The organism is Nocardia sp. NPDC052001 (assembly GCF_040680615.1).
Taxonomy (GTDB): Bacteria; Actinomycetota; Actinomycetes; order Mycobacteriales; family Mycobacteriaceae; genus Nocardia.
The window spans coordinates 21,199-45,957 of the sequence record NZ_JBFAXC010000007.1 but is presented as its reverse complement, the minus strand read 5'-3'; the positions used below and the strand labels follow the sequence as shown (position 1 = coordinate 45,957).

Below are 24,759 nucleotides of genomic sequence, written 5' to 3'. Positions count from 1 at the left end.
AGGAGCACACGGACTATGACCAAGCGCGTCGTACTCGCCTACTCCGGCGGGCTGGACACATCGGTCGCGATCAGCTGGATCGCCAAGGAGACCGGGGCCGAGGTGGTCGCGGTGGCGATCGACCTGGGGCAGGGCGGCGAGGACATGAACGATGTGCGCCAGCGCGCGCTCGACTGCGGTGCGGTCGAGTCCATCGTGGTGGACGCGCGTGATGAGTTCGCCAACGAGTACTGCCTGCCGACCATCCAGTCCAACGCGCTGTACATGGGCCGCTACCCGCTGGTTTCCGCGATCTCCCGGCCGCTGATCGTCAAGCACCTGGTCGAGGCCGCCGAATACCATGGCGCGGACACGGTTTCGCACGGTTGCACCGGTAAGGGCAACGATCAGGTCCGCTTCGAGGTCGGCATCGGCGCGCTCGCGCCCGATCTGAAGGTCATCGCCCCGGTCCGCGACTACGCCTGGACCCGCGAGAAGGCCATCGAGTTCGCCGGCGAGAACAAGCTCCCCATCAACGTGAGCAAGAAGTCGCCGTTCTCCATCGATCAGAACCTGTGGGGCCGCGCCGTGGAAACCGGCTTCCTCGAGGATCTCTGGAACGCCCCGACCAAGGACGTGTACGACTACACCGTCGACCCGACCGTCAACTTCGAGGCCCCCGACGAGCTCATCGTCACCTTCGACAAGGGTGTTCCGGTCGCCATCGACGGCCGCTCGGTCAGCATGCTCGAGGCCATCACCGAACTGAACCAGCGCGCGGGACGCCAGGGCGTCGGCCGCCTCGATATGGTCGAGGACCGGCTCGTCGGCATCAAGAGCCGTGAGATCTACGAGGCCCCGGGCGCCATCGCCCTCATCACCGCGCACCAGGAGATCGAAGCGGTCACCATCGAGCGTGAACTGGGTCGCTACAAGCGGCAGGTCGAGCAGCGCTGGGGCGAGCTGGTGTACGACGGCCTGTGGTTCTCCCCGCTCAAGCGCGCGCTCGACGCCTTCGTGCTGGACACCCAGCAGCACGTCTCCGGTGATGTCCGGATGGTCCTGCACGGCGGCAATGTCGTGGTCAACGGCCGTCGCTCGGACGAGTCGCTGTACGACTTCAACCTGGCCACCTACGACGCGGGCGACACCTTCGACCAGTCGCTGGCCAAGGGTTTCGTGCAGATCCACGGCCTGTCCTCGAAGGTCGCCGCGCGCCGGGATCTCAGCAAGAAGTAGAGCGGGACTCTCAGCGAGAAGTAGTAGCCTGCGGACCGGGACCCGACCGGCAACAGGAGGCGCTCATGCGAACCGATGACGACAGCTGGGACATCACGGAGAGCGTGGGCGCCACCGCCATCGGCGTCGCCGCCATGCGGGCCTATGAGACCGGCCGCGAGGACGCGGTCTTCCAGGACCCGTACGCGGGCAAGCTCGTCGGCGCGGTCGGCTCCGACAGCTGGACCCGGATGCTGCGCGGTCAGGACCAGGACCTGCGCGAAACGGGCGGAGCGTTCATTCGCGGGGTGATGGGCTACTTCCTGATCGCCCGCACGCTGTACTTCGATCGGTACTTCGCCGATGCGATGGACGTGGGCGTCCGCCAGTTCGTGATCCTGGCCTCGGGTCTGGACGCGCGCGCCTACCGCATGCAATGGCCTTCCGGCAGTGTGGTTTTCGAACTGGATCTGCCGAAAGTGCTGGAGTTCAAGGCGAACGCGCTCGCCGACGAGCCGATCGGGGTCGACCGCCGCGAGGTGCCCGTCGACCTCCGGCAGGACTGGCCGAAAGCCCTGCGCGACAAGGGTTTCGATCCGAACCAGCCGACCGCCTGGCTCGCCGAGGGTTTGCTCCGCTACCTCCCCGGTGAGGCACAGGACCGGCTACTGGCGAATGTCGCCGAACTCAGTGCCCCCGGCAGCCGGATGGCGCTGAATATCGGCACCGGTGAACGCGCGGTCTCCGACGAGTTCCGCAAGCGCCGCGCCGAAGCGCTGGCGCAGGCCGGACTGCGCGTGGACCTGGAACAACTCTGGTACCCGTGGGAAGGCCGCACCGACCCGCGCACCTGGTTCGCCCTGCACAGCTGGCTGGTGCGCGAGGGCGATCCGGTCGCCCTGCTGGAAGCGCACGGCCGTACTGTTCCCGAGGCGGCACTGCCCGATATGGGCAACCACATTCTGATGACCGCGATACGACCGCGAGGAGACGACACGCTATGACCGAGGGCGGCAGCACGAACGAGGGCGCGCTGTGGGGCGGACGTTTCGCGTCCGGCCCGGCCGCGGCGATGGCCGCGCTGAGCAAGTCGACCCACTTCGACTGGGTGCTCGCGCCGTACGACATTCGCGCGTCCAAGGCGCACGCCCGCGTGCTGCACAAGGCCGGACTGCTCTCGGCCGAGGATCTGACCGCCATGCTGGCCGGACTCGATCAGCTCGGGGCCGATGTCGCCTCGGGCGCGTACGGTCCCGCCGACTCCGATGAGGATGTGCACGGTGCGCTCGAACGCGGTCTGATCGAACGCGTCGGCACCGAACTCGGTGGCCGCCTGCGCGCCGGTCGTTCGCGAAATGACCAGGTGGCCACCCTGTTCCGCATGTGGCTGCGCGATGGCGTGCGCCGCGTCGCCGCCGGTGTGCTCGATGTGGTCGACGCCCTCGTCGCGCAGGCCGCCGCGCATCCGGACGCCGTCATGCCGGGTAAGACGCATTTGCAGGCCGCCCAGCCGGTGCTGCTCGCGCATCATCTGCTCGCGCACGCGCATCCGCTGCTGCGCGATATCGACCGCCTGCGCGATTTCGACAAGCGCGCCGCCATCTCCCCGTACGGTTCGGGCGCGCTCGCCGGTTCCTCGCTCGGCCTGGACCCCGAGGCGATCGCCGCCGACCTGGATTTCGATGCGGCCGCGGCCAATTCGATCGACGCCACCTCCTCCCGCGATTTCGCCGCCGAGGCCGCGTTCGTGCTGGCCATGACCGCCGTCGACCTCTCCCGTATGGCGGAGGAGGTAATCATCTGGAGCACACCGGAATTCGGTTACATCACGCTGGCCGACGCCTGGTCCACCGGCTCCTCGATCATGCCGCAGAAGAAGAACCCCGACGTCTCCGAGCTCACCCGCGGCAAGGCCGGACGCCTCATCGGCAACCTCACCGGCCTGCTCGCCACACTCAAGGCGCAGCCGCTGGCGTACAACCGCGATCTGCAGGAGGACAAGGAACCGGTCTTCGATTCGGTGGCCCAGCTGGAGCTGCTGCTCCCCGCCATCGCGGGCTTGGTCTCCACCCTGACCTTCCACACCGACCGCATGGCCGAACTGGCCCCGGCGGGCTTCACCCTCGCCACCGATATCGCCGAATGGCTTGTCCGCCAGGGTGTTCCATTCCGCGTCGCGCATGAGGCGGCCGGTGGCTGCGTCCGCGCCGCCGAAGCCCGCGGCGTCGGCCTCGGCGAACTCACCGACGCCGAATTCGCCGCCGTCGACCCGGCCCTGACCCCGCAGGTCCGCGAGGTCCTCACCGTCGCGGGCTCCATCGCGTCGCGCAATTCCCGCGGCGGCACCGCCGGCGTCCAGGTCGCCAAACAACTCGAAGAGGTCCGCTCCACCGCCGCCGAACAGCGCACCTGGCTGGCCTGACCAGGAATCGACTCGCCAGGGAAACGCCGCCGACTTGCGCGTTCGATTGAACTGTCCTCCCATTTCGAGGCGTTGAGGCTTGCCGTCGATATAACGTCCGTGTTATGTATTGGGGAGAGGTGGAACTGGAGATTGACGACTGGTTCGACGCACTCGGCCAGGACGATCAGGAGACCGCGGCCTTCTATATCGACCTGCTGGCGCAGCTGGGCGTACTCCTGGGTGAGCCTTACACGCGTCAGCTACAAGGCAAACCGCGAGCTCCGATTCCATCTCGCGCGTGACGCGGTGCGAATCAGTTACTGGATCGCACCCGGTAGGCGCATCATCCTGTTGACGGCGTTCCGGAAGCAACGGATGCGTGAGAAAGCTGAGGTGGAACGAGCGGTGCGTGCGATGAACCGTTGTATCGCCGAGGCTCATACCGTGGAGGAGGATCAGATCCATGGGTGAACGTAAGAGTTGGGCCGATAAGCGTGCCGAGGTCATGAGTCGACCCGGTGCGGGCGCCGCCTACGAGTCCGCGCGAATCCGGTTCGAACTGGGTGCGGCCGTGCGTTTTCGACGTGAGGAACTCGGGCTCACGCAAACCGAGCTTGCCAGCCGGACCGGATTGAAACAGCCTGCGGTCGCACGCTTCGAGGCGGGTGGCACCATGCCCACCATTCCGATGCTCGAACGATTCGCGGAGGCCCTGGAACTGCGGCTCAGTGTCCGATTCGACCCGCTGCGAGAAGCTGGCTGACAGTGCCGGTTACGCTCCGGCAATGACCTTGCTGCTACTGGGATTGGCCATCGCCTGTGAAGTGACCGCGACCGTATCGCTGAAGATCTCCGATGGGTTCAGCAAGCTGGTGCCGTCGATCATCGTGGTGATCGGATACGGGGCGGCGTTCTACTTCCTGTCGCAGGCGCTCGAGCGCGGGATGGCGATCGGCGTGGCGTACGGGATCTGGTCGGCGGTCGGCGTGGTGGCGGTCTCGGTCATCGGCGCGCTGTTCCTCGACGAGAAGCTGACGCTGGTGCAGGTGGGCGGGATCGCACTGGTGATCGCGGGGGTGCTGGCGCTGGAACTCGGTGGGGCGCACTGAGATTCGGCTGAAGCACGGGGCGCGCCGGCCATCGCCGACGCGCCCGCCGCATTCGGGCTTCGCTCAATCCTCCACGCGCAGTTGATAACCGACATCCGCGAGAGCGTCGAGCACCTCATCGCGATGAGTGGGCCCTCGGGTTTCGAGGGTGAGCAGTACTTCGACCTCATCGATGGCGAGCCACGCGCCGGTGCGGTAGTGGACCACGTCGAGCACGCTCGCACCGGTCTTCCCGAGCTCTGCCAGCAGACGGCTCAGGCTGCCGGGGCGATCGGAAATGGTAACGCGGGCAGCCAGATAACGACCCGCGGCGCTCAGACCGTGGCCGATCACCCGGGTCAGCAGCAGCGGATCGATATTGCCGCCCGACAGCACCGCGCAGACCGGGCCGCGCAGATCGAGTTCCTCCGGGGCGCAGGCCATCAGCGCGGCGACGGCGGCCGCCCCCGCCGGTTCGACGATCAGTTTCGCGCGTTCCATACACAGCAGCAGCGCCTTGGACAGCGCGTCCTCATCCACGGTGATGATGGCCGGAGCGCATTCGACGATATGCCCGAACGGCACCTCACCCGGGAGTCCGACCGCGATACCGTCGGCCATGGTCGCCATCTGCTCCAGCCGGAGCGGCTTACCGGCCTCGAGCGATCCGGGCCAGGCCGCCGCACCCTGCGCCTGCACGCCGATCACCCGCACGTGCGGCGCCAATTGCGCCAGCGCCCCGGCGATTCCGGCGAGCAGTCCGCCACCACCGGTCGGCACGATCACCGTGCCCACATCGGGTAGCTGCTCCAGAATCTCCAGCGCCACCGTCCCCTGTCCGGCCACGATATCGGGGTGGTCGAACGGATGCACCAGGGTCGCCCCGGTCTGTTCGGCGAATTCCCTTGCGGCCGAGAGCGATCCCTCGATGGTCTCGCCCACCTGATGCACCGTGGCCCCATAGGCCTTGGTGGCCACCAGTTTCGGCAGCGCGGCCCCGACGGGCATGAACACCGTCGATTCGATACCGAGCGAGGTCGCCGCCCACGCCACGCCCTGCGCGTGGTTACCGGCGCTGGCCGCCACCACCCCGCGCCGCCGTTCGGCCTCGGGCAGATTGGCGATCCGGTTGTACGCCCCGCGCGGTTTGAATGATCCGGTGCGCTGCAGGTTCTCGCATTTGAGCCATATGTCGTGCCCGGTGCGTTCGGCCAGTACCCGCGAAGCCACCACCGGAGTCCGGCGGATCACCGGCGCCAGCAGGGTGGCCGCCGCGTCGATCCGTGCGATCAGGTCCATGGCGGTCATGCTGCCAGGTAATAGCCGAACTGTCCGCCACGCGATCGGACCCGGGGCGAATCGGCAATCAGGGTAGCTGGACGATAGCCAAGTTATCTTCTCTCCGATAGGCGCTGACCTGCACTGATGCCCGATCTAGGGCATGGGAAGACAAATGCCGAGCATCGGGAGAGAGGGAAGCTGTGCCGAAAACAGTGAAAGCCCTGGCGGTCGCGGCCATTGCCGCCACCCTGGGCGCGATCCCCACGGGCACCCCCGTGGCAGCGGCCGATGCGATCGCCAGCTGTTCCGGCGGCGACTTCCGCTGGACCGCGGTGGACGGCGCGATCACCATGCGGCCGACGCTGCTCACCTTCACCTCGGTCGGCCGCCTCTGGGGTTGCAGCGGTCCGGGCAATATCTCCAGCGGCACCTTCACCGGCGTGCACATCGCGTGGTCCGACTGCATGCATCCGGCGGACGGCCCGCTCACGGTCAAGATCACCTGGGACAACGGCGAAGTCAGCACCCTGTGGGCACCGTGGCCGGTCGGCATGTCCCAGCCCACCGTCGGCCCGATGGAAGTGGTGGACGGCCTCGGTGTGGGCAGCCGCGTCGAAGTGGTCGCCGAATACGAGATGATGACCCCGGACATGGTCATGGGCTGCATGGGCGCGGGCGTGAAAACCGGTCCGGGACGCCTGTCCGCCAGCATGATCTGACCACCTCGGGGCACGTCCGCGGGGTTCGAGGGCGGAGTCCCTGAGAGTTTCGCGAGTTGTACTAACTTTTCGTGGTTGTGACACGGGCGACCGCTGGAGCCAACATGGGAAACATAGCGTGGCGCTATGTCCCAACGCCGACGCTCCGCCCTGCTTGCCACTCTGGTGGTCGATCAACCGGGTCGCCCGCAGATCATTCTCGGTGAATTGCGCCGGGTCATCCTCGATGGCGCGGCCCCGCCGGGCACCGTGATCCCGCTGCGCGAGATCGCGGAACTGTTCGGCGTCAGCCACATTCCGGTCCGCGAGGCGCTCAAGACCCTGATAGGCGAGGGCCTGGTCACGCACGCCCAGCACGCCGGATACACCGTCGCCCAGCTCACCGCCGATGAACTCCGCGAAATGTATGTGGTGCGACAGACTTTGGAGGAGGCCGCGCTGGCCCTCGCGGTCGTGAACGCGAGCGCGGACGATCGCGCCGCCCTGATCGCCGCGAACGAACTACTCGAGCGAGCCATCCATGACGACGATTCGACCGCCTACAACCGGCACTCCCGCACCTTCCATCTCGCCCTGACCCGTCCCTCGCGCATGTTCCGGCTCGTGCACATGCTGGAGGCGGCCTGGAATGTCACCGAGCCGATTCAGCCCATGGTCCATGTGGCACAGGCGGATCGCGAACGCCTGCACGGTGATCACAACCTCATGCTGGACGCGTTCCTGGATCGCGATGTGGATCGGCTGCTCGCCATCGCTCGCCGGCATCACCACCGGTTGGAGCAGGTGATCGCCACGCTGCCAACCGATATCGGCCTGCTGGTGCATCCGGAAGATATATCGATCCCGCAATGAGCGGGCAATAGAGGTGCAACGGAGGGGCAATAGCCACTTCCTATTTTGGTCCGACCATTGCTCTTCGGATCGGATGCACCATGACCGATATCGTCACCCCCGCCGCGGCATCGGCCGCGCCGGATTCACCGCCGACCGCACCAGTTTACGACCCGGCGCTCACCAATGAGGATCTGGCCCCCCTGCGCGAACAACGTTGGGGCTCTTACCATATCTTCGCCTTCTGGATGTCGGACGTGCACAGCGTCGGCGGTTATGTCACCGCCGGCAGCCTGTTCGCGCTCGGCCTGGCCGGATGGCAGGTGCTCGCGGCGCTGCTCATCGGCATCACCATCGTGTACTTCCTGTGCAATCTGGTGGCGGCGCCCAGTCAGCGCGCGGGGGTGCCGTATCCGGTCATGTGCCGCAGCGCATTCGGCGTGCGCGGTGCCAATATCCCGGCCATCATTCGCGGTTTGATCGCGGTGGCCTGGTACGGCATTCAGACCTACCTCGCCTCGGCGGCGCTGATCGTGGTCGCGGTGAAATTGTGGCCGAGTCTGGCCCCGTACGCGGTGGCCGATGATTACGGCTTCCTGGGTTTGTCGCTACTGGGCTGGTGCGCCTACCTGGTGCTCTGGGTGGTGCAGGCGGCGGTGTTCTGGCAGGGCATGGAGTCCATTCGCAAGTTCATCGACTTCTGCGGTCCCGCCGTGTATGTCGTGATGTTTCTGCTCTGCGGCTATCTGATCTACAAGGCCGGGTGGGGTTCGATCGATCTGCAGCTCGGCGCGGTCAAGTACCACGGCTGGGACGCGCTGCCGGTGATCCTGGGCGCGATCGCGCTGGTGGTGTCGTACTTCTGCGGTCCCATGCTGAATTTCGGCGACTTCTCCCGCTATGCCAAGTCCATGCAGGCCGTGCGGCGGGGCAATCTGCTCGGGCTGCCGGTGAACTTCCTGGCGTTCTCACTGCTGGTGGTCATCACGGCCTCGCTCACCATTCCGGTGTACGGCGAGCTCATCACCGATCCGGTCGAGACGGTCTCGCGAATCGATTCCACCTTCGCGATCGTGCTGGGCGCGTTGACCTTCACCATCGCCACCGTCGGCATCAATATCGTCGCCAACTTCATTTCCCCGGCATTCGATTTCTCGCATGTGAGCCCGCAGCGCATCAGCTGGCGCATGGGCGGCATGATCGCCGCGGTCGGCTCGATCATCATCACGCCGTGGAATCTGTACAACAATCCCGAGGTCATTCACTACACGCTCGAGGTGCTGGGCGCGTTCATCGGCCCGCTGTTCGGGGTGCTGATCGCCGACTACTACCTGATCCGCAAACGCACCATCCACGTCGATGAGCTGTTCACCCTGTCGCCGACCGGAAGCTATTGGTACCGAAAGGGATTCAACCCGGTCGCGGTCATCGCCACGGTGGTCGGCGCGATCGCGGCGGTCTTCCCGGTACTGGCCAAGGACCTGACCGGTATGTACACCGCCGCCCAGTACAGCTGGTTCATCGGCTGCGGTCTGGCGCTGGTCATCTACTACGCCCTGGCCAAACGCTCGAGGTTTGCCATGACGGTGTGACGACCGGTATCGGGGTCACACCGATGGTGGGCATTCTCGAATATCTCGCCGCGACGGCGAGCGGCCGCCGAACCCTGGTCCGGCACGCGGACCGTTCGGCGGCCGCCCACCCGCTCCGTGACACCGTCACCGATCTGGTTGGCGCGCTGCGTGATTCGAATCCGCGGACGTGGTATCGGGCCGAGGGGCACGGCCGGATGGACCTGTCCGAACTCGAACTGCCGCAGCACGCCGACTACTACCTGTGCGGCGGCAACGGGTTTCTACAGGCGGTCCGCAGTCAATTGCCGGCCGCCGCGATTCCGGGTGACAGCGTGCGTTTCGAACTCTTCGCACCCAATGATCGGCTGCTGTCCCAATCCGGGTAACCGGATCAGGGCCGCCCGCGCTCGGCGATATCGAGCACCTGCGCCAGCCAGGGCGTGTACCCCGCCGGAACCGCCGACATGGCGGTGCGCAGTTCTCCGATGCTCACCCACATGGTTTCGGCCACCTCGGCCGGATCCGGTTGCGGCACAACGCCGTCCACCCGCCCGAGCAGAACGTGATCGAATTCGTGCTCGACTCGCCCGGTGGCCGGATCGGCGGCCTGGTAGGTGAAGGCCCCGGCCTCGAACAGTTCGGCCGAGAGCCCCATCTCCTCGCGCAGGCGCTGCGCCGCGGCCGCGATCACCGATTGCCCGGGTGCGGGATGACCGCAGCAGGTATTGGTCCACAGCAGCGGGAAACGGGTTTTGACCCCGGCCCGCTGTTGCAGCAAGACCTGGCCGCTGTCATCGAACAGCAGCACCGAGAACGCCCGATGCAGCTGGCCGGGCGCGGTGTGGGCCGCCGCCACCGGCAGCGATCCGATCGCGTGGCCCCGCTCGTCCACCAGCTCGACGAGCAGGGTTTCGCGATCGACCGCCGCTGAGGCGTCGGGAGTGTCGAGAGTGCCGGTCACCGTCCTACCTTATCGGCGGCGATCAACAGGTACTGGAAGCTCCCCTCCCGGTACGAGGTCAGGAAGGGCTTTTCCACGCCGGTGGCCAGCTCGGAATGGGTCCGCAGATCCCAGTACGGGATGGTGTCCGGGGTGAGATCCTTGACCGCGACCGGCACCAGATTATTGGCGGCCAGAGCCTTGAAGTACTCGCTGCGCGGATGGATATTGCAGCCGTAGTGCGCGTCGATCCAGCTCACCGCCGCCGACCGCTCGCCGAAGACGTCATTGGAACAGCCGGTGATGCAGACGTACCGCCCGCCCGGCTCCAGCAGCCGGGAGAATTCGGCGAAGAGTTCGAAAAGGTCCACGTACATGGTGGTTTCATTGGTCCATATGCCGCGCTTGGAACCCGCGTCGAAACCGGTGTCGAGCATATTCTTGAAGTGGAACTGCACCTTGTCGGTGACCCCGCGCTCCTTGGCCTGCGCATTGGCGAAGCCGGCCTGATATTCGGAGATGGTGACCCCGTCCATCCGGCAGCCGAAGCGCTGATTGGCCATGAAGCTGGTGCCGCCGCGCCCGGAACCGCCGTCCATCAGCTGATCGCCCGGACGCACATCGCCCAGATGGTCGAGCAGCAGATCGGCCTGTGCGGTTTCCAGCCGGTGCAGTTCCTTCACCAGGCGCTCCTGGCGGGTGTCCTCGGGACCTTCGAGGACCGACAGATCGGGTGCGCCGATGCCGTAGTGATGGTGGTAGAGCCCGTCCACCTCGCCGAGCACGGTGTTGACGCGATCATCATTGGGATTGTTGTTCCAATAGGCGGCAACCGACTTCTGGTAGTCGGTGCGCAGTACCTCGGTCTCGGGGTGCAGCGCGGTCATGGGAACCATCCTCTCGCATACGGACAGAAACAAGAGCTGAAAAGCCTTGCGGCTCAGTGGCTTTCAGTGGTGCGGCGATCTTCTGCCGGGCGTCATCCCCACGGTGGGATGACGAATTGGGTGACCGGCAGGGCGCGCACTCGGGGGAACGGATGGGAAAGCCGCCGCACCGCGGTCGATTCCGGGGGCGTGCGCCCCACCCCGCTGGGAGCGGGACGGGGCGGCGCCGATATCGCCAGGGTGTCGGGTGGCGGCAGATTCACCAGCAGGCTCGCGGACCCCAACCCCATGGGACCGAGTAGCCGCTTGGGTGACAGGTGTACTTCCGCCGCATCCGGGACACCGAGGCGTGGATCATCAAGTGCGCCTAGGGCTTCCGGTGTATCCGGAGGCACCGGCCGGGGTGGCACCGACATGGCCCGCTCCGATCAGTCGGACTGCCGGGCGACCAGCACGTTGTCGAGAATGCCGAGCGCGTCGGGGACCAGGACCGCGGCCGAGTAGTAACAGCTGACCAGGTAGGAGATGATCGACTGATCGTCGATGCCCTTGAAACGGACATTCAGGCTGGGCTCGTACTCATCCGGAATTCCGGTCTGGTGCAGGCCGATAACGCCCTGATCCTTCTCACCGGTGCGCATGGCCATGATCGAGGTGGTCTGGGTATCGCTCACCGGGATCTTGCCGCACGGGAAGATGGGCACGCCGCGCCAGGCGGGCACGCGATGGCCGTCCACCTCCACCGGATCCGGGTACAGGCCGCGCTTACTGCATTCGCGGCCGAACGCGGCGATCGCCTTCGGGTGTGCGAGAAAGAGTTTGGTGCCGCGCCGCATGCTGAGCAGCTCGTCCATATCGTCCGGGGTCGGCGGGCCGGACTCGGTGTAGATGCGCTGCTTGAGATCGCAATTGTTGAGCAGGCCGAAGTCCGGGTTGTTCACCAGGTCGTATTCGCGGCGCTCGTACATGGCCTCGATGGTCAGGCGCAGCTGCTGTTCGATCTGATCCATCGGATCGTTGAACAGATCCGCGACGCGGGTATGCACCCGCAGCACGCTCTGGCCCAGGCTGAGTTCGTACTCGCGGGGCTGCCCGTCGTAGTCGACGAAGGTGCCGTCGAGCATCGGCTCACCCGAGTGACCGGAGGAGACCACGATCTCGGCCTCACCGTATTTGTTCTGCGGCGCCGCGGGCTGGCTGGCCACCGCCTCCAAATGCCGCTGCAGGGCCGGGATCTGATCATTGAGCTGATCGAGCGCCTGCCGGGTGAGCACCAGCACGGTGGTGGGCGTGACCGTCTTGATCGTCACCGGCCAGATGGCGTCCGGATCGACCAGGGTTTCGTCACCGTAGAAGTCACCGCCGGCCAGCATGCCGAGCTTGGTGGTCTCACCGTATTCGCCGGTGCCCATCTTGGTGAGCTTGCCGTGCACGATCAGCAGGACCTGGTCCATCGGGTTGCCGAATTCGGCAACCACGGTGCCGGGGGCCAGATCTCGCTGCTCGAAGCGCTGGGCGACGGCGCTCAGCACCTCCTCGTCGTCGAATCCGCGCAGCTGCGGCAATTCCTGCAGCTCCAGCGGGATGACCCGGGCCTGCGAGCCATTGATGATGTACTCCACCTCGCCGTTGCCGACGGTGTGGGTGAGGCGCCGGTTGACGCGATAGACGCCGCCCTTCACCTGGGTCCAGGGCAGACTGCGGGTGAGCCAGCGTGAGCTGATGCCCTGCATCTGAGGTTCGGACTTGGTGGTGTGCGCCAGCTGGCTGGCGGCGGCGGTGCTGAGGGTTTTGCGCTGATGATTAGTGGTCTCGATGGGTAATTCAATGGTCATGCTGCGGTCCTCACCTCGAAGGGCCACCGCGTCGGCAAGCGGTGGAATCCACGGCGATAGAGCAGGTCCGGCACGGGCCTGCGGAATTGGACATGTAATGAAATGACAAGCGCGACAGTGCGTTCCAGCGATACCGATGGTAGGACCGGGTATCGGGAAACCGCAGCAAAATGCATAAACATGATGTCTGGTGTATTGCTATCGCCGTCGTGTCGCAGCTTCGCCGCCTCGCAATCGTGCGTTCGCAAGCGTTTCGGCGGTGTATTCGACCAGCGTGTTGACCGGCCGGGCGCAGGTGGCGGGCGCCGCATTCGCAGCTTCACAAAAATAGCTGAACCGACCGGGCCGTACGTAGATTTCGCCGCGCCCGGGGGTCCGTGCGCATGGTGCTGGTCACAGCCGCCACGGGATAGAGTGGCTCTATGGCAAGCTCATCTGGACGCGTTGGGGCGGATGACGCAGGTCACGAGCAGATTATGTCTGGGAGCGAAGCCGTGAAATTCAATACGAGGTCCGTTGTCGGTCCTATGCAGCGCCTGGTGGCGACCGCTCAGAACGGGCTCGAGGTGATCCGGTTCGGGGGACTGGTTCACGAAATCGAATCGTCGCCGTATGAAATAGCCGAGCGCAAACGCATGTACCGGCTGCGGCATTATTTCCCGGACGCCGAGGGAACCGACCGGCCGGTCGTGCTATTGGTGCCGCCCATCATGGTCACCGCCGAGATCTGGGACGTGAATGCCGCCGATGGAGCGGTCGGCATTCTGCACGCCGCCGGAATCGACTGCTGGGTGGTGGATTTCGGCTCGCCGACCACCGAGGAAGGCGGCTGGGATCGCGATCTCGCCGACCATGTGCTCGCGGTCAGCAGCGCCATCGACACGGTCAATGAATTGACCGGGCGCGGTGTACATCTCATGGGCTACTCGCAGGGCGGTATGTTCGCCTATCAGACCGCCGCCTACCGGCACGGCAGCGGCGTGGAATCCATCGTCACCTTCGGCTCCCCGGTGGACGCGGTCGCGGGCATCCCGTTCGGCATTCCCTACGGGGTCGCCTCCGGCGCTGCTGAATTCCTCGCCGATCACGTGCTGAACCGGCTGCCCATCACCGATTCCATGGTGCGACTGGGCTTTCAGGCCCTGGATCCGGTCAAGACCGCCAAGGCGCGCATCGACTTCCTGCGCCAGCTGCACGACCGGGAGGCGTTGCTGCCCAAGGAACGTCAGCGCCGCTTCCTCGAGGCCGACGGCTGGCTGGGGTATCCGGGCCCCGCGCTCACCGATCTGCTCCGGCAGTTCATCAAGCACAATCGAATGATGCTGGGCGGCTTCGTCATTCGCGATCAGCCGATTTCGCTCGCGGATCTCAAATGCCCGATCCTGGCCTTCGTCGGCGAGGTCGACGATATCGGCCAGCCCGCCGCCGTACGCGGTATCGTGCGCGCCGCTCCCAATGCCGATGTGTACGAAGCCAGCGTGGTGGCGGGGCATTTCGGCCTGGTCTCCGGTTCCACCGCCACCAAGTACACCTGGCCCGTGGTGCGCGACTGGGTGAACTGGCTCAGCCAGGGCGGCGAACAGCCCGCCCAGGTGGTGCCGATGAGCCAGGAAGTCGCGCGCAAGGGTCCGAGCACCGGACTCACCCGCGCCGTGCACGCCGTCGGCAGCCTCGCCGAGGCGGGCGCCGGACTGAGTAAGACCATCGAGGGCGTCGCCAGTCAAACCCTGCGCGGCACAGTCGAATTGACCGGTGAGGCGGCGCGCGCCCTGCCGCGCCTCACCCGGCTCGGCATGATCCAGCCGCACACCCGAATCTCCCTGGGCCGCCTACTGTCTGAACAGGCCCGGCGCGGACCGGAAAGGGAAGCCTTCCTTTTCGAGGATCGGGTGCACACGCATTTCGCGGTGAACCAGCGCATCGACAATGTGGTGCGCGGACTCATCACCGCCGGGGTGCGACCGGCCACCCGGGTCGGCGTCGTCATGGAGACCCGGCCCAGCGCCATGGTCGCCATCGCCGCACTGTCCCGGCTCGGCGCGGTCGCGGTGCTGCTCGCACCCAAGAGCGAATTGACCAAGATCGTCGAACTGACCGGCACCAAACTGCTGATCGCCGATCCGGAGAATCTGAAGGACGCCGCCGCCACCGGCAGCCGCGTACTGGTGCTCGGCGGCGGTGACGCACGCGCACTGGATATTCCGGCCGGTTGCGATGTCACCGATCTCGAGCAGATCGATCCGGCGCAGGTCGCCGTGCCCGCCTGGTATCAGCCCAATCCGGGTCTGGCCCGCGAACTGGCGTTCATCCTGGTGACCGGCACCGGCGATCGCTTCGACATCAAGTACGTCACCAATCACCGCTGGGCGCTGTCCGCCTTCGGCACCGCCTCGGCCGCCGATCTCGGCCGCAAGGATACGGTGTACTGCCTTGCGCCCCTGCATCATTCGTCCGGCTTACTGGTGAGCCTGGGCGGGGCCGTCGCAGGTGGCAGCCGTATCGCGCTGGCCCGCTCGCTGGATCCGGCGCAGTTCGCCGCGGAGGTGCATCGCTACGGCGTCACCGTGGTCACCTACACCTGGACCATGCTGCGCGACATCCTCGATGCCGACACCTTCCCCAATGGCCACCCGCATCCGATCCGCCTGTTCATCGGCTCGGGTATGCCCGCGGGTCTGTGGCGTCGCACCCAGGATCGCTTCGCCCCCGCCCGGGTGCTGGAGTTCTACGCCTCCATCGAGGGAGATGTGGTGCTCGCCAACGTCTCCGGCGCGAAGATCGGTTCCAAGGGCCGCCCGGTCCCCGGCACCGCCAAGGTCGAACTCATCGCCTACGATCCGATCTCCGATGAGATCCAGGTCGCGGACAATGGTTTCGCCCGCCGCTGCGCCGATAACGAGGTGGGGCTGCTCATCGGGACCGCGTCCGATACCGTCGATCTCTCGGCGGGCGGCCTGCGCGGCGTCTTCACCCCCGGTGACGCCTGGATGCCGACGGAGAACCTCTTCCGCCGCGACAGCGATGGCGACTACTGGCTCATGGATCGCCGCGATACCGTCATCCACACCCCGCGCGGGCCGGTGTACACCAAGCCCATCGTCGATGTCCTCAATGACATCACCGCGGTGGATCTCGAAGTGGCCTACGGTCTTCCGGCGGGCAACCGCATGCTCGCGGTGGCGGCCGTCAGTGTCCGCGCGGATATGCGCCTGACGCCCAAGGATGTCACCGAGGCGCTGCGCGACCTGCCCCCGGATCAGCGCCCCGATCTCATCTACGTGGTGGACGATATCCCGCGCAGTTCCACCTTCCGGCCCTCCACCAAGGCCGTACAGGCCGCGGGCCGCCCCGAACCGGGCGAGCTCACCTGGTGGTACAACCGCGAAACCGAGAACTACGAAATCCTCACCGAGGAATTGGCGACCCGACTGTTCGCCTGATACCAGCGACGATCGGCCGGGTCGGGGTTCGGCCGATCGCCGCTGTAGTGACCGAGTCTAGGGATTCCCCGAAATCGGGCATATCCCCGAAAGTCGGGGGCGCGGTCGGCGGCTGCGGCGGAGCCACGCCGGTAGCATCGAGGAGTGAATCCGCTTGCCGCACGTGTGATGTCCACTGTTGCCGGTCAACTCGGCAATCCGCATGGTCTGCTGGGTAAGGGGACCGCGCTGATGCTCAATCGGGTGAATCGGTTCCTGATCGAGGAGGCGGTGCGAGCCGCCGCACCGGTGGCGGGGGAGACGGTGGCCGATATCGGATTCGGCGGCGGGGTCGGATTGTCGCTGCTGCTGGATCAGGTCGGGCCGACCGGCAATGTGCAGGGCGTGGAGATCTCGCCGGATATGTTGAACCGGGCCAGGGCCGGATTCGCGGCGCAGATCGGCGCGGGCCGGTTGCAGGTGATGGCGGGATCGCTGACCGAATTGCCGTTCGCCAAAGCGAGTCTGGACGCGGCGATCACGGTGAACACCATCTACTTCGTGCCCGAATTGGACCGCGTCTGTGCGGAATTCGCGCGCGTACTGCGGCCGCAGGGCCGGGCCGTGATCGGAATCGGCGATCCGGACGGTATGGCCAAGATGCCGTTCACCGAATTCGGTTTCCGGCTGCGGCCGGTTCCGGAGGTGATCGCGGCGCTGGAGGCCGCGGGGCTGGTCGTGGAAGACCGTGCGGTGGACCATAAACCGGTTCCGGGCCATCTGCTCATCGCTCGGCCCAAGAACTGATCCGGGGCGGCGGAACCGCGTGAAATCCGGCCCCCGAACGAGGGGCCGGATTTCAGGATCACACGGTGAAGCCGGTGATGCCCTCGACCACGCGGTCGAGCTGCTGTTCGGTGAGCCCGGGCCACAGCGGCAGGCGCACAATGGTTCCGGAGAATTCGGCACTGCGGGTGCAGGGCGTGGGCGTGCGGCCCAGCTTCAATCCGGCCGGACTGGAATCCAGCGGAATGTAGTGGAACGGGGCCGAGATGCCCTGTGCGCCAAGATGCTTGATCAGGTCATCGCGGCGGCCCTCGGTGGGCACGCGCAGGAAGTACAGGTGCGCGGTGTGCTCGCGATCCTCCGGCACCGTCATGAGCTGAACGTCATTGCGGGCGGCCCAGTCCGGCAGCGCGGCGGCGTAGTGATCCCATACCCGATGCCGATTGGCTTGAATCGTCGCGAATTCCGCCAGCTGCGCGTCCAGTACCGCCGCGTTCAATTCACTCGGCAGATAGCTGGAGCCGATGTCCTGCCACGAATATTTATCCACCGCGCCGCGCAGGAAGCGCGCCCGGTCGGTGCCCTTCTCGCGCACGATTTCCGCTCGCGCCATGAGGATCTCATCGGTGAGCAGCAGTGCGCCGCCCTCACCGCAGTGCACGTTCTTGGTGTCGTGGAAGCTGAGCGCGCCGACCGTGCCGATGGTGCCCAGCTGCCGTCCGCGCCAGGTGCCGCCCAATCCGTGCGCGGTGTCCTCGATGAGCGCGAGACCGTGCGCGTCCGCGATCTGTTGCAGCCGTTCCATATCCGCGCCGACGCCGCCGTAGTGGATGATCACCACGGCCTTGGTGCGCGGGGTGACCGCCGCGGCCACCGACTCCGGATCGATATTGCCGGTCGCGAGATCGATATCGGCGAACACCACCGTGGCTCCGCGCAATGCCATCGCCGTCGCGGTCGAGGTGAACGCGAAGCTCGGCACGATCACTTCGTCCTCGGGCCCGAGTTCCAGCAGCAGCCCGGCCATTTCGAGGGCGTGCGTGCACGAGGTGGTCAGCAGCGCGTACGGCGCGGCGGTGATATCGCGCAGTTTCGCGGTGGCCGCCGCGGTGAACGGGCCGTCGCCGTGGCTGTGATCCGACGACAGCACGGCCTCCACGTTCGCCAGCTCACCCGTGGCGCGGAACGGACGGCTGAAGATGATGCGATCAGTGCTCACCCGGGTCGTTCCCCCTCGCTCCTGCGTACTGGAATTGCTTATCCGCGTGCTCCGAATGCTGTTGCACCGGTCGCGGTGTCGGCGAATCTACCGTCAGATACAGCGGTTTGCCCACGAGCACGTGCAAGGCCACACCCAGATATTCGGCGATCAGGCCGAGTGAGAACAGCACCGCGCCCGAGCACAGCAGCAGCACAGTCATCAGCGAAGCCCAGCCCTCGGGATCGCCGCCGCTACTGGTGAGCTTGTGATAGACCACCCACGCCGCCATCCCGCCGCCCGCCAGCGCGAGCGTCACACCCAGCATGCTCACCAGCCGCAGCCCGCGAGTTCCGCTGCACAGCACCATCTTCCAGAACAGCGAGAACAGTCGCCGGTAGTTGTACCCGGACTCCTCACGTCCCTCCGCGCGCAATTGCACCGGCACCTGCGCCACATCGCTCACCACCCAGGTGAGCGCCACATCCAGATACACGCCATTGGAGGCGACCTGCGCGAGCTGGCGCGCGATATCGCCGCGAATCAGCCGATAACTCTCGAACCGGGTCGAATCCGGGAACGCGAAAATGGTCGCCAGCACGATCTTGGCTCCGCGCGAGGTGATATTGCGCAGGAAGCCGTGCGGCCGGGTATTGACCGGCTTGGAGTACACCAGATCCGCGCGCTCGCGCAGCGCCGCGTCCAGGAATTCACCGATGAAGGCCGGATCGTGCTGGCCGTCCTCATCCATGGTGACGGTCCAGTCGCCGTCGGCGGCGGCCATCCCCGCGATGGTGGCGGCGTCCTGTCCGTAATTGCGGCTCATCCACACCACCCGCACCTGCGGATAGGTCTGCTCGAGTTCCTGCAGCACCACATCGGAGCGATCCGGTCCGTGATCGTGCACCAGCACGATGTCGTTCACGGTGAATTCGGCCCCGGCGGGGGAGCGCACCGGACCGCTGAGCTTGTCCAGCTCGGCGACGAGCGCGGCAATGGTGTCTTCACCGCGATACACGGGTACGACAACGGATACGGCGTGCACCCGCGCCGACCCGGAAGGGCCGGAGGTGACGCTCGGAGCGGTCTGCGCGCGGAGCGGGCGAGACGGAATCGGCATCAGCTGGATCGACTTTCGATGACGGAGCGCGCCGGTACTCCACGCCAAATTACAGAGCCCGAGCCGCGGAGAACTCTAACACGGTGCAGGTCGCGGCTTCCGGGGCGAGAGATCATCACCCCATCATCATTGCCGCACAGCTTGATGCCCGCGAGCGCGACGCCCTGTAGGGTCTGGAACTCGTGGTGGAAAGCGCATTTTCGACGGTGGCCGGGACCACCGGAACCGAACCCGCCGAACAGTCGGCGCGACGCGAGGTATACCGCTGGGGAGTTGTCACCGCCGTCGGCGTGACGCTCGGCTATATCGCGGTGCTGCTGGCCAATGCCCGCCACTTCTACACCGATGACAGCGAATCCCAATACACCGGTTTATGGGTGTTCTTCGGCCGCGCCTTCCGCGACGGCCAGTTCCCGTTCCTGCTGCCGCAGCAGTGGATGTCGGGCAATTACACCAATGAGGAAGCGGGACTGTTCAACCCGCCGCAGCTGCTGATCGATCTGATCGCGCCCTCGGTGCCGAACCTCGCGGTGTACGCGACCATCGTCAAACTGATCTTCGCCATTATCGCCGGGCTCGGGGTGTACCGGGTCTGCCTGGCATACGGCTCGCGCCCGGAATGGGCGGCGGCGGCCGGTGTGGCATTCCCCTTCACCGGATTCTTCCTGTTCTTCGATTCCGCCAGCTGGTTCACCGCCATGAGCGGAACCGCGTGGATGATCCACGCCTGGGCGTCCTCGGTGCGGTACGCGCGCGGTAAGGGCGGGCCGATCCCGGTCTTCGTGTACCTGTACCTGGCGATCTCGGTGCAGTACGTGTTCCCGGCGGTCGAGGCCGCCATCATGCTGGTCGCGGTCGCGATCGGGGAATTGGTGTGGCGCGGGCGCGCGGCCTGGGCTCCGCTGGCCCGGCTCACCGCCGCCGCTGCCGCCGCGGGCGCGGCCGGTCTGATCACCTTCCTGCCGAGCATGCTGTCCGCGAAGGTCAGCTGGCGCGGCACCTCGCAGATCAATAACGACCAGTTCCTCACGGTGCCGTGGTCGGAATCGCTCAATGCCAGCCTGCCGAGCACGCTGCCCGCGTTCAATTCGTGGTGGGGGTACATCCAGCCGCTGCCCATGGTCTACATCGCGTGGTTCCTGATTCCGGCGCTGGCGTTCGTGGATTGGCGTGCGGCCAAGGCGCGGTGGAAGGAACTCACCTCCATCGCGCTGTTCGCCGCGGTGATGCTGATGTGGACCGCCGGGCCCGGCACCATCGGACCGCTGCGCTGGCCCGCGCGCGTACTGCCCATGCTGGCGCTGGGACTGCTGGTGCTGGTGTGTGTACTGCTCGGGCGGTTCGGCACGGTACAGAGCTGGCGTAATCGCGGGATCGCCGCGGGCGTGCTGATTCTGCTGCTGTGGGTGCGCACCTTCTCCGCCGATCCGCACGATGTGCTCTGGCATGTGCTGTCCGCGCTCGTGGTCGGGGCACTGGTCGCGGGCGTGGTGTGGCTGGGCCGCACCCGGGGTACTGCGGCGGCGGTCGCGCTGACCATCGTCGCCATGCTCCCGATCGCGTACTTCCAGGTGCGGTCGGTGCAGCCGACGCCGATGTCGTGGAATCTGCCCGCGAATCGCGACGAGGCCAAGGCGGCGTTCCCGAAGTTCACCACCGGCACCACGCTCCAGCTCGGTGATCGCGGGTTGCTGCAACCCGCGGACAAGAGTCTCGAGGGTGCGTACGGATCGCTGGTGTGGGGCAACTACGCCAAGGATCTCGAACTCGACTACGTGAACGGCTATACGCCCAACGGGCACTTCTACTTCGGTGAGATGCTCTGCATGCGCTGGGACGGCAGCACTTGCCCCGACTCGTACAAGCGCATGTTCGCCCCCGAACCGACCACCGGCCGCCCGCTCGCCGATCTCATGCTGATCGATCGAATCGTGTTGCAGAAGGCCATGTTCCCCGAGGCCGGGAACGAACCCGCGCCGGAGGGCTGGCATTTCACGCCGGTGCCCGGGCATGAGAAGTACATCTGGGTACTCGAGCGCGATGCCGGCCCGATCTCCACGGTCAACGGCCGCATCGGTGACGCCCACAATGTGGATGCCACATCGCTCTCCGAATCCGGCACCAGCAGCGTGGTACGCGTGTCCTCGGAGACCGGCGGCCGCATCACCTTCGCCCGCCTGGGCTGGCCGGGCTACCGCGTCACCCTGAACGGTAAGACGATCCCGTTCACCACGGTCGCGAAATCCTTTGTGGCCGTCGATATCCCGGCGGGTACCAAGGCCGCCGAACTGGAAGTCACCTGGCGTCCGCCGGGCTGGAAGATCGGCATCGGCGCGGCCGCGGCGGGCCTGATCGGCATCGGTGTCCTGCAATGGCTTTACCTGCGCTCCCGCCGCGACGGCGACGACGGTGACGAAGGCGGCGACGATACCGGCCCGATCAGCCCGGACCCGAAACGCGAACTGGCGGAATCGGTTTCGTGACCACGGAACGATCCGTCGGCACGTCCGACGACCTGCGCGCCGCATCGTCGAATGGTGCGGTTGCCGCCAGCACGGCCGGTGCCGCAGCGGCCGACCCGGAGCCGGTGAGCGCTCCGCCCGGGCCGCTACTGCGGCTGGTGCGGCGGCAGGAAATCGCCTTCGCGCTGGTCGGCGGATTCAACACGCTGCTGGGCATGGCCCTGACCATCATGTGGCTGACCGTGCTGAACGGCATGGTGTCCAAGGATGTGGCCGCCGCGCTATCGGTGGCGCTGGCCTATACCGTGAGCGTGTTCATCGCCTTCGGCCTGCACCGCACGCTGGTCTTCCGGGTGCGCGGTCACCTGCTCCGCGATTTCGTCGCCTTCGTCGGCGTCAACTCGGTCGGCATGGTCCTGAACATGGCCCTGCTCCAGTTCGCCGTCTCCATCCTGCACGCCCCGGCCCGCCCCGCCGCTGTCGTGGTCATGGCGCTGGTGGCGGTGGCGAGCTTCTTCGGCCATCGCCACATCTCCTTCCGCCGCACCGATTCCCACCCCGCCCCGGCGGACCGGTAGGTTGACCCTCATGTCGGAGGAAATCCTGGACCCCACGCTGCTGACCCTGCTCGCCTGCCCGCAGGACAAGGGCCCGCTGCACCTGGTCCGCAATGCCGAGGGCGATCCCTTCCTCTACAACCCCCGCCTGCGTCTGGCCTACCCCATCGACAACGGCATCCCGGTCCTGCTGGCCGATGAAGCCCGTCCGGTCGCCGACGAAGACCACACCGCTTTCCTCACCCAGGTCTGATCGCGCCGGACCGCACGCTGTACCGCGTTCATCGCGGTGATCGACCGTGCTGTCGAGCGGGTCCGGCTAGCCGAGGTCGCCGGTGAGGTAGCGCTGGATGTTGGGGCCCACGGCGGCGGCCAGCTCCTCCACGGGCATGGAGGCGATCGGCTCGATCGGCACAATTTTGCGGGTGACCAAGAGACCGGCCAGCTGCGAGGCGGCCAGGACGGCGCGTTTGGCTCCGGTGCCCGGGGGTGAATCCACGCGGGCGCGAACGTCTTTCAGGACGACTTCGAGCAGGAAGGCGCGGGCCAGGGCCGGGTCGGCGGTGGTGAGCAGGGTGCGGAAGCCCGCTATCGCCTGAACGCCGATGGGGGAGTCCCAGACCGAGACGACCGTGCGAATGATGGTCTCGCCCAACTCTTCCAGGGGTGCGGCGGCGATGCGGGCCAGGATCACGTCCGGATCGATGGGGATTTCCAGTGCGGCGGTGAACAATTCCTGTTTGGTGCCGAAATAGTGGTGCACCAGGGCGGGATCCACGCTCGCGGCGGTCGCGATCGAGCGGATGGAGGCCCGATCGAAACCCACCTCGGCGAAACGCACCCGCGCGGCGTCCAGAATCGCCTCGCGGGTGCCGGAGCGGCCGGGTCGCCGGCCGCTCCGGGAATTGCCCTCGACGCTCACGCGGTGCGCCGCCGTAGCGTGGCCGCGCCCAGACCCAATGCGATACAGGCGAATCCGGCAACAATCGCGATATCGCGCCACATCACCCCGGTCACCCCGCTGTGCGTGGACACCTGCTGCAGCGCGTCCACGGCGTAGCTGAGCGGCAGCACATTGCTGATGGCCTCGAGCCAGCCGGGCAGCTGGCCGCGCGGAACCAGCAGTCCGCACAGGAAGAACTGGGGCAGCACGATCACGGGCATGAACTGTACGGCCTGGAATTCGGTCCGCGCGAAAGCGCTGGCCAGCAGCCCCAGCGCCACCCCGAGTACGGCGTCGACCACGGCGATCAGCACCACCAGCAGGGGACTGCCCGCCGCGTTCAGATCCAGCAGCCAGAACGCCACCAGACATGCGATCACCGCCTGCCCCGCCGCCGCGATGGAGAACGCCGTCCCGTACCCGCCGAGCAGATCCAGTTTCGACAGCGGCGTGGTCATCAATCGCTCCAAGGTCCCCGAAACCCGTTCGCGCTGCATGGCGATCGCGGTGATGAGGAACATGACCACGAACGGCAGCACCCCGAGCATGGTGATCCCGACCCGATCGAACAGGCGCGGTGCCCCCGGCGCGGTCGGATAGTTCTGGTACACGAAATACAGCAGCGTCATGAGCAGTGCGGGCACCAGCAGGATCATCGCCACCGTGCGGCGATCCGCGCGCAACTGGCGCAGAATGCGCAGCGTGGTGGCGGCGTAGCAGCGCAGCGGTTTCGGCCCGGCCGGGCGCGACAGGGTGGCGGTCACGACTTCTCTCCCATTTTGATCAGTGCCAGGAAGGCGTTCTCGAGGCTGGATTCGCCGGTGTCCGAGCGCAATTCGGCGGGGCTGAGCTGTGCCAGCAGCTGCCCCTCGCGCATGAGCAGCAGTTGGTCGCAGTGCTCGGCCTCATCCATGACGTGGCTGGAGACGATCAGGGTGCGGCCCTGTTCGGCCAGCGCGTGGAACTGCGTCCACAGATCCGCGCGCAGCACCGGGTCCAGGCCCACCGTCGGTTCATCGAGCACCAGCAGTTCGGGATCGGCGACCAAGGCGCAGGCCAGCGATACCCGGGTGCGCTGTCCGCCGGAGAGCTGATTGCCGCGATTCCCGGCGTGCCCGCTCAATCCGACCGCGGCGATGGCGGATTCGACGTCCCCGGCCGAACAGCCGTACAGCGCACCGAAATACGCCACATTGTCGGTGACGGTCAGATCGTCGTAGATGCTCGGCGCCTGGGTCACATAACCGACCCTGCGGCGCAGCGCGGGTGATCCGGCTTCCTCGCCGAGTACCCGCACGGTGCCCGCGGCGATGATCTGCGTCCCCACCATGCTGCGCATGAGCGTGGTCTTACCGCAGCCGGACGGCCCGAGGAGTCCGGTGATGCTGCCGCGCGGCACGGTCAGCGAAATGTCCTGCAGGATTTGCCGCCCGCCGCGATCCACCCGCAGGTGGTCGATCGCTATGGCGGGCGCTGGGCTCGGTGCCGTCACTGGGTCACCCTCAATTCATCGAGTGT

26 protein-coding genes are annotated in these 24,759 nt (G+C 66.5%); 16 read left to right on the top strand and 10 right to left on the bottom strand.

Annotation, left to right across the window (positions count from 1 at the left end):
- Positions 1-15 precede the first annotated feature (15 nt).
- From AB0L82_RS29110 to AB0L82_RS29080, 7 genes are all read left to right on the top strand, one after another.
- Positions 16-1,218 carry an argininosuccinate synthase gene (locus tag AB0L82_RS29110; protein ID WP_364643108.1) on the top strand — a complete coding sequence of 401 codons (1,203 nt, stop codon included), beginning with the start codon at positions 16-18 and terminating at the stop codon, positions 1,216-1,218.
- Between the two features lie 65 nt (positions 1,219-1,283).
- Positions 1,284-2,201, top strand: coding sequence for an SAM-dependent methyltransferase (locus tag AB0L82_RS29105; RefSeq protein WP_364643106.1), 918 nt, complete (start codon positions 1,284-1,286; stop codon positions 2,199-2,201).
- Positions 2,198-3,619 carry an argininosuccinate lyase gene (gene argH, locus AB0L82_RS29100; protein WP_364643104.1) on the top strand — a complete coding sequence of 474 codons (1,422 nt, stop codon included), beginning with the start codon at positions 2,198-2,200 and terminating at the stop codon, positions 3,617-3,619. The genes AB0L82_RS29105 and argH overlap by 4 nt, the downstream gene beginning before the upstream one ends.
- Before the next feature lie 104 nt (positions 3,620-3,723).
- Positions 3,724-3,903: a hypothetical protein gene (locus tag AB0L82_RS29095; protein WP_364643102.1), complete on the top strand. Its 180-nt coding sequence runs from the start codon at positions 3,724-3,726 to the stop codon at positions 3,901-3,903.
- Positions 3,842-4,072: a type II toxin-antitoxin system RelE/ParE family toxin gene (locus tag AB0L82_RS29090; protein ID WP_364643100.1), complete on the top strand. Its 231-nt coding sequence runs from the start codon at positions 3,842-3,844 to the stop codon at positions 4,070-4,072. Before AB0L82_RS29095 ends, AB0L82_RS29090 begins: the two co-directional genes overlap by 62 nt.
- Positions 4,065-4,364, top strand: coding sequence for a helix-turn-helix transcriptional regulator (locus tag AB0L82_RS29085; protein ID WP_364643098.1), 300 nt, complete (start codon positions 4,065-4,067; stop codon positions 4,362-4,364). The genes AB0L82_RS29090 and AB0L82_RS29085 overlap by 8 nt, the downstream gene beginning before the upstream one ends.
- 22 nt (positions 4,365-4,386) lie before the next feature.
- Positions 4,387-4,710, top strand: coding sequence for a multidrug efflux SMR transporter (locus AB0L82_RS29080; RefSeq protein WP_364643096.1), 324 nt, complete (start codon positions 4,387-4,389; stop codon positions 4,708-4,710).
- Positions 4,711-4,773: 63 nt separating this feature from the next.
- Here AB0L82_RS29080 and ilvA read toward each other — a convergent pair whose 3' ends face one another.
- Positions 4,774-5,997, bottom strand: coding sequence for a threonine ammonia-lyase (gene ilvA, locus AB0L82_RS29075; RefSeq protein WP_364643094.1), 1,224 nt, complete (start codon positions 5,995-5,997; stop codon positions 4,774-4,776).
- 173 nt (positions 5,998-6,170) lie between these two features.
- Between ilvA and AB0L82_RS29070 the strand changes: the two genes are divergently transcribed.
- The 4 genes from AB0L82_RS29070 to AB0L82_RS29055 all read left to right on the top strand — a co-directional run bounded on the left by AB0L82_RS29070 (position 6,171) and on the right by AB0L82_RS29055 (position 9,480).
- Positions 6,171-6,689 carry a hypothetical protein gene (locus AB0L82_RS29070; protein ID WP_364643092.1) on the top strand — a complete coding sequence of 173 codons (519 nt, stop codon included), beginning with the start codon at positions 6,171-6,173 and terminating at the stop codon, positions 6,687-6,689.
- Positions 6,690-6,815: 126 nt separating this feature from the next.
- On the top strand, positions 6,816-7,541 hold the full coding sequence (locus tag AB0L82_RS29065; RefSeq protein WP_364643091.1) for a GntR family transcriptional regulator: 726 nt from the start codon (positions 6,816-6,818) through the stop codon (positions 7,539-7,541).
- An 80-nt stretch (positions 7,542-7,621) separates the two neighbouring features.
- Complete coding sequence (locus AB0L82_RS29060; protein WP_364643089.1) at positions 7,622-9,112, top strand: NCS1 family nucleobase:cation symporter-1; 1,491 nt, start codon at positions 7,622-7,624, stop codon at positions 9,110-9,112.
- Positions 9,109-9,480, top strand: a complete 372-nt coding sequence (locus AB0L82_RS29055) for a hypothetical protein (RefSeq protein WP_364643087.1) — start codon at positions 9,109-9,111, stop codon at positions 9,478-9,480. The genes AB0L82_RS29060 and AB0L82_RS29055 overlap by 4 nt, the downstream gene beginning before the upstream one ends.
- Positions 9,481-9,485: 5 nt before the next feature.
- Here the strand turns inward: AB0L82_RS29055 and idi are convergent, their stop codons facing one another.
- From idi to AB0L82_RS29035, 4 genes are all read right to left on the bottom strand, one after another.
- The gene (idi, locus tag AB0L82_RS29050) at positions 9,486-10,055 is read right to left on the bottom strand and encodes an isopentenyl-diphosphate Delta-isomerase (protein ID WP_364643085.1); all 570 of its coding nucleotides are present in this window, start codon (positions 10,053-10,055) and stop codon (positions 9,486-9,488) included.
- Complete coding sequence (locus AB0L82_RS29045; protein WP_364643083.1) at positions 10,052-10,921, bottom strand: geranyl diphosphate 2-C-methyltransferase; 870 nt, start codon at positions 10,919-10,921, stop codon at positions 10,052-10,054. Before AB0L82_RS29045 ends, idi begins: the two co-directional genes overlap by 4 nt.
- A 92-nt stretch (positions 10,922-11,013) precedes the next feature.
- Positions 11,014-11,211: a hypothetical protein gene (locus AB0L82_RS29040; RefSeq protein ID WP_364643082.1), complete on the bottom strand. Its 198-nt coding sequence runs from the start codon at positions 11,209-11,211 to the stop codon at positions 11,014-11,016.
- Between the two features lie 138 nt (positions 11,212-11,349).
- Entirely contained in the window at positions 11,350-12,756 is a 1,407-nt protein-coding gene (locus tag AB0L82_RS29035) for a family 2B encapsulin nanocompartment shell protein (RefSeq protein ID WP_364643080.1), read from the bottom strand.
- A gap of 476 nt (positions 12,757-13,232) precedes the next feature.
- On the opposite strand from AB0L82_RS29035, the gene AB0L82_RS29030 reads away from it, so the two are divergent.
- The gene (locus AB0L82_RS29030; RefSeq protein ID WP_364643078.1) at positions 13,233-16,196 is read left to right on the top strand and encodes an AMP-binding protein; all 2,964 of its coding nucleotides are present in this window, start codon (positions 13,233-13,235) and stop codon (positions 16,194-16,196) included.
- A 144-nt stretch (positions 16,197-16,340) separates the two neighbouring features.
- Positions 16,341-16,982: a methyltransferase domain-containing protein gene (locus AB0L82_RS29025; protein ID WP_364643076.1), complete on the top strand. Its 642-nt coding sequence runs from the start codon at positions 16,341-16,343 to the stop codon at positions 16,980-16,982.
- A gap of 58 nt (positions 16,983-17,040) precedes the next feature.
- Here AB0L82_RS29025 and rffA read toward each other — a convergent pair whose 3' ends face one another.
- Together rffA and AB0L82_RS29015 are read right to left on the bottom strand one after the other, a co-directional pair.
- Positions 17,041-18,180, bottom strand: coding sequence for a dTDP-4-amino-4,6-dideoxygalactose transaminase (gene rffA / locus AB0L82_RS29020; RefSeq protein WP_364643074.1), 1,140 nt, complete (start codon positions 18,178-18,180; stop codon positions 17,041-17,043).
- The gene (locus tag AB0L82_RS29015; protein WP_364644169.1) at positions 18,170-19,204 is read right to left on the bottom strand and encodes a glycosyltransferase; all 1,035 of its coding nucleotides are present in this window, start codon (positions 19,202-19,204) and stop codon (positions 18,170-18,172) included. Before AB0L82_RS29015 ends, rffA begins: the two co-directional genes overlap by 11 nt.
- A gap of 365 nt (positions 19,205-19,569) precedes the next feature.
- Here AB0L82_RS29015 and AB0L82_RS29010 point away from each other — a divergent pair, with 365 nt between their 5' ends.
- The 3 genes from AB0L82_RS29010 to AB0L82_RS29000 are packed head-to-tail and all read left to right on the top strand — an operon-like array spanning position 19,570 to position 22,551.
- The gene (locus AB0L82_RS29010; RefSeq protein ID WP_364644166.1) at positions 19,570-21,762 is read left to right on the top strand and encodes a hypothetical protein; all 2,193 of its coding nucleotides are present in this window, start codon (positions 19,570-19,572) and stop codon (positions 21,760-21,762) included.
- Positions 21,759-22,319, top strand: a complete 561-nt coding sequence (locus tag AB0L82_RS29005; protein WP_364643072.1) for a GtrA family protein — start codon at positions 21,759-21,761, stop codon at positions 22,317-22,319. The genes AB0L82_RS29010 and AB0L82_RS29005 overlap by 4 nt, the downstream gene beginning before the upstream one ends.
- Before the next feature lie 10 nt (positions 22,320-22,329).
- The gene (locus AB0L82_RS29000) at positions 22,330-22,551 is read left to right on the top strand and encodes a Trm112 family protein (protein ID WP_364643070.1); all 222 of its coding nucleotides are present in this window, start codon (positions 22,330-22,332) and stop codon (positions 22,549-22,551) included.
- A gap of 66 nt (positions 22,552-22,617) precedes the next feature.
- Here AB0L82_RS29000 and AB0L82_RS28995 read toward each other — a convergent pair whose 3' ends face one another.
- The 3 genes from AB0L82_RS28995 to AB0L82_RS28985 are packed head-to-tail and all read right to left on the bottom strand — an operon-like array spanning position 22,618 to position 24,733.
- A complete protein-coding gene (locus AB0L82_RS28995) occupies positions 22,618-23,220 on the bottom strand; it encodes a TetR family transcriptional regulator (protein WP_364643068.1) in 603 nt (200 codons plus the stop codon).
- Entirely contained in the window at positions 23,217-24,005 is a 789-nt protein-coding gene (locus AB0L82_RS28990; protein ID WP_364643066.1) for an ABC transporter permease, read from the bottom strand. Before AB0L82_RS28990 ends, AB0L82_RS28995 begins: the two co-directional genes overlap by 4 nt.
- Positions 24,002-24,733 (bottom strand): ABC transporter ATP-binding protein, encoded by a 732-nt coding sequence (locus AB0L82_RS28985; RefSeq protein ID WP_364643064.1) that lies wholly within the window; start codon positions 24,731-24,733, stop codon positions 24,002-24,004. Before AB0L82_RS28985 ends, AB0L82_RS28990 begins: the two co-directional genes overlap by 4 nt.
- Between the last annotated feature and the right edge of the window lie 26 nt (positions 24,734-24,759).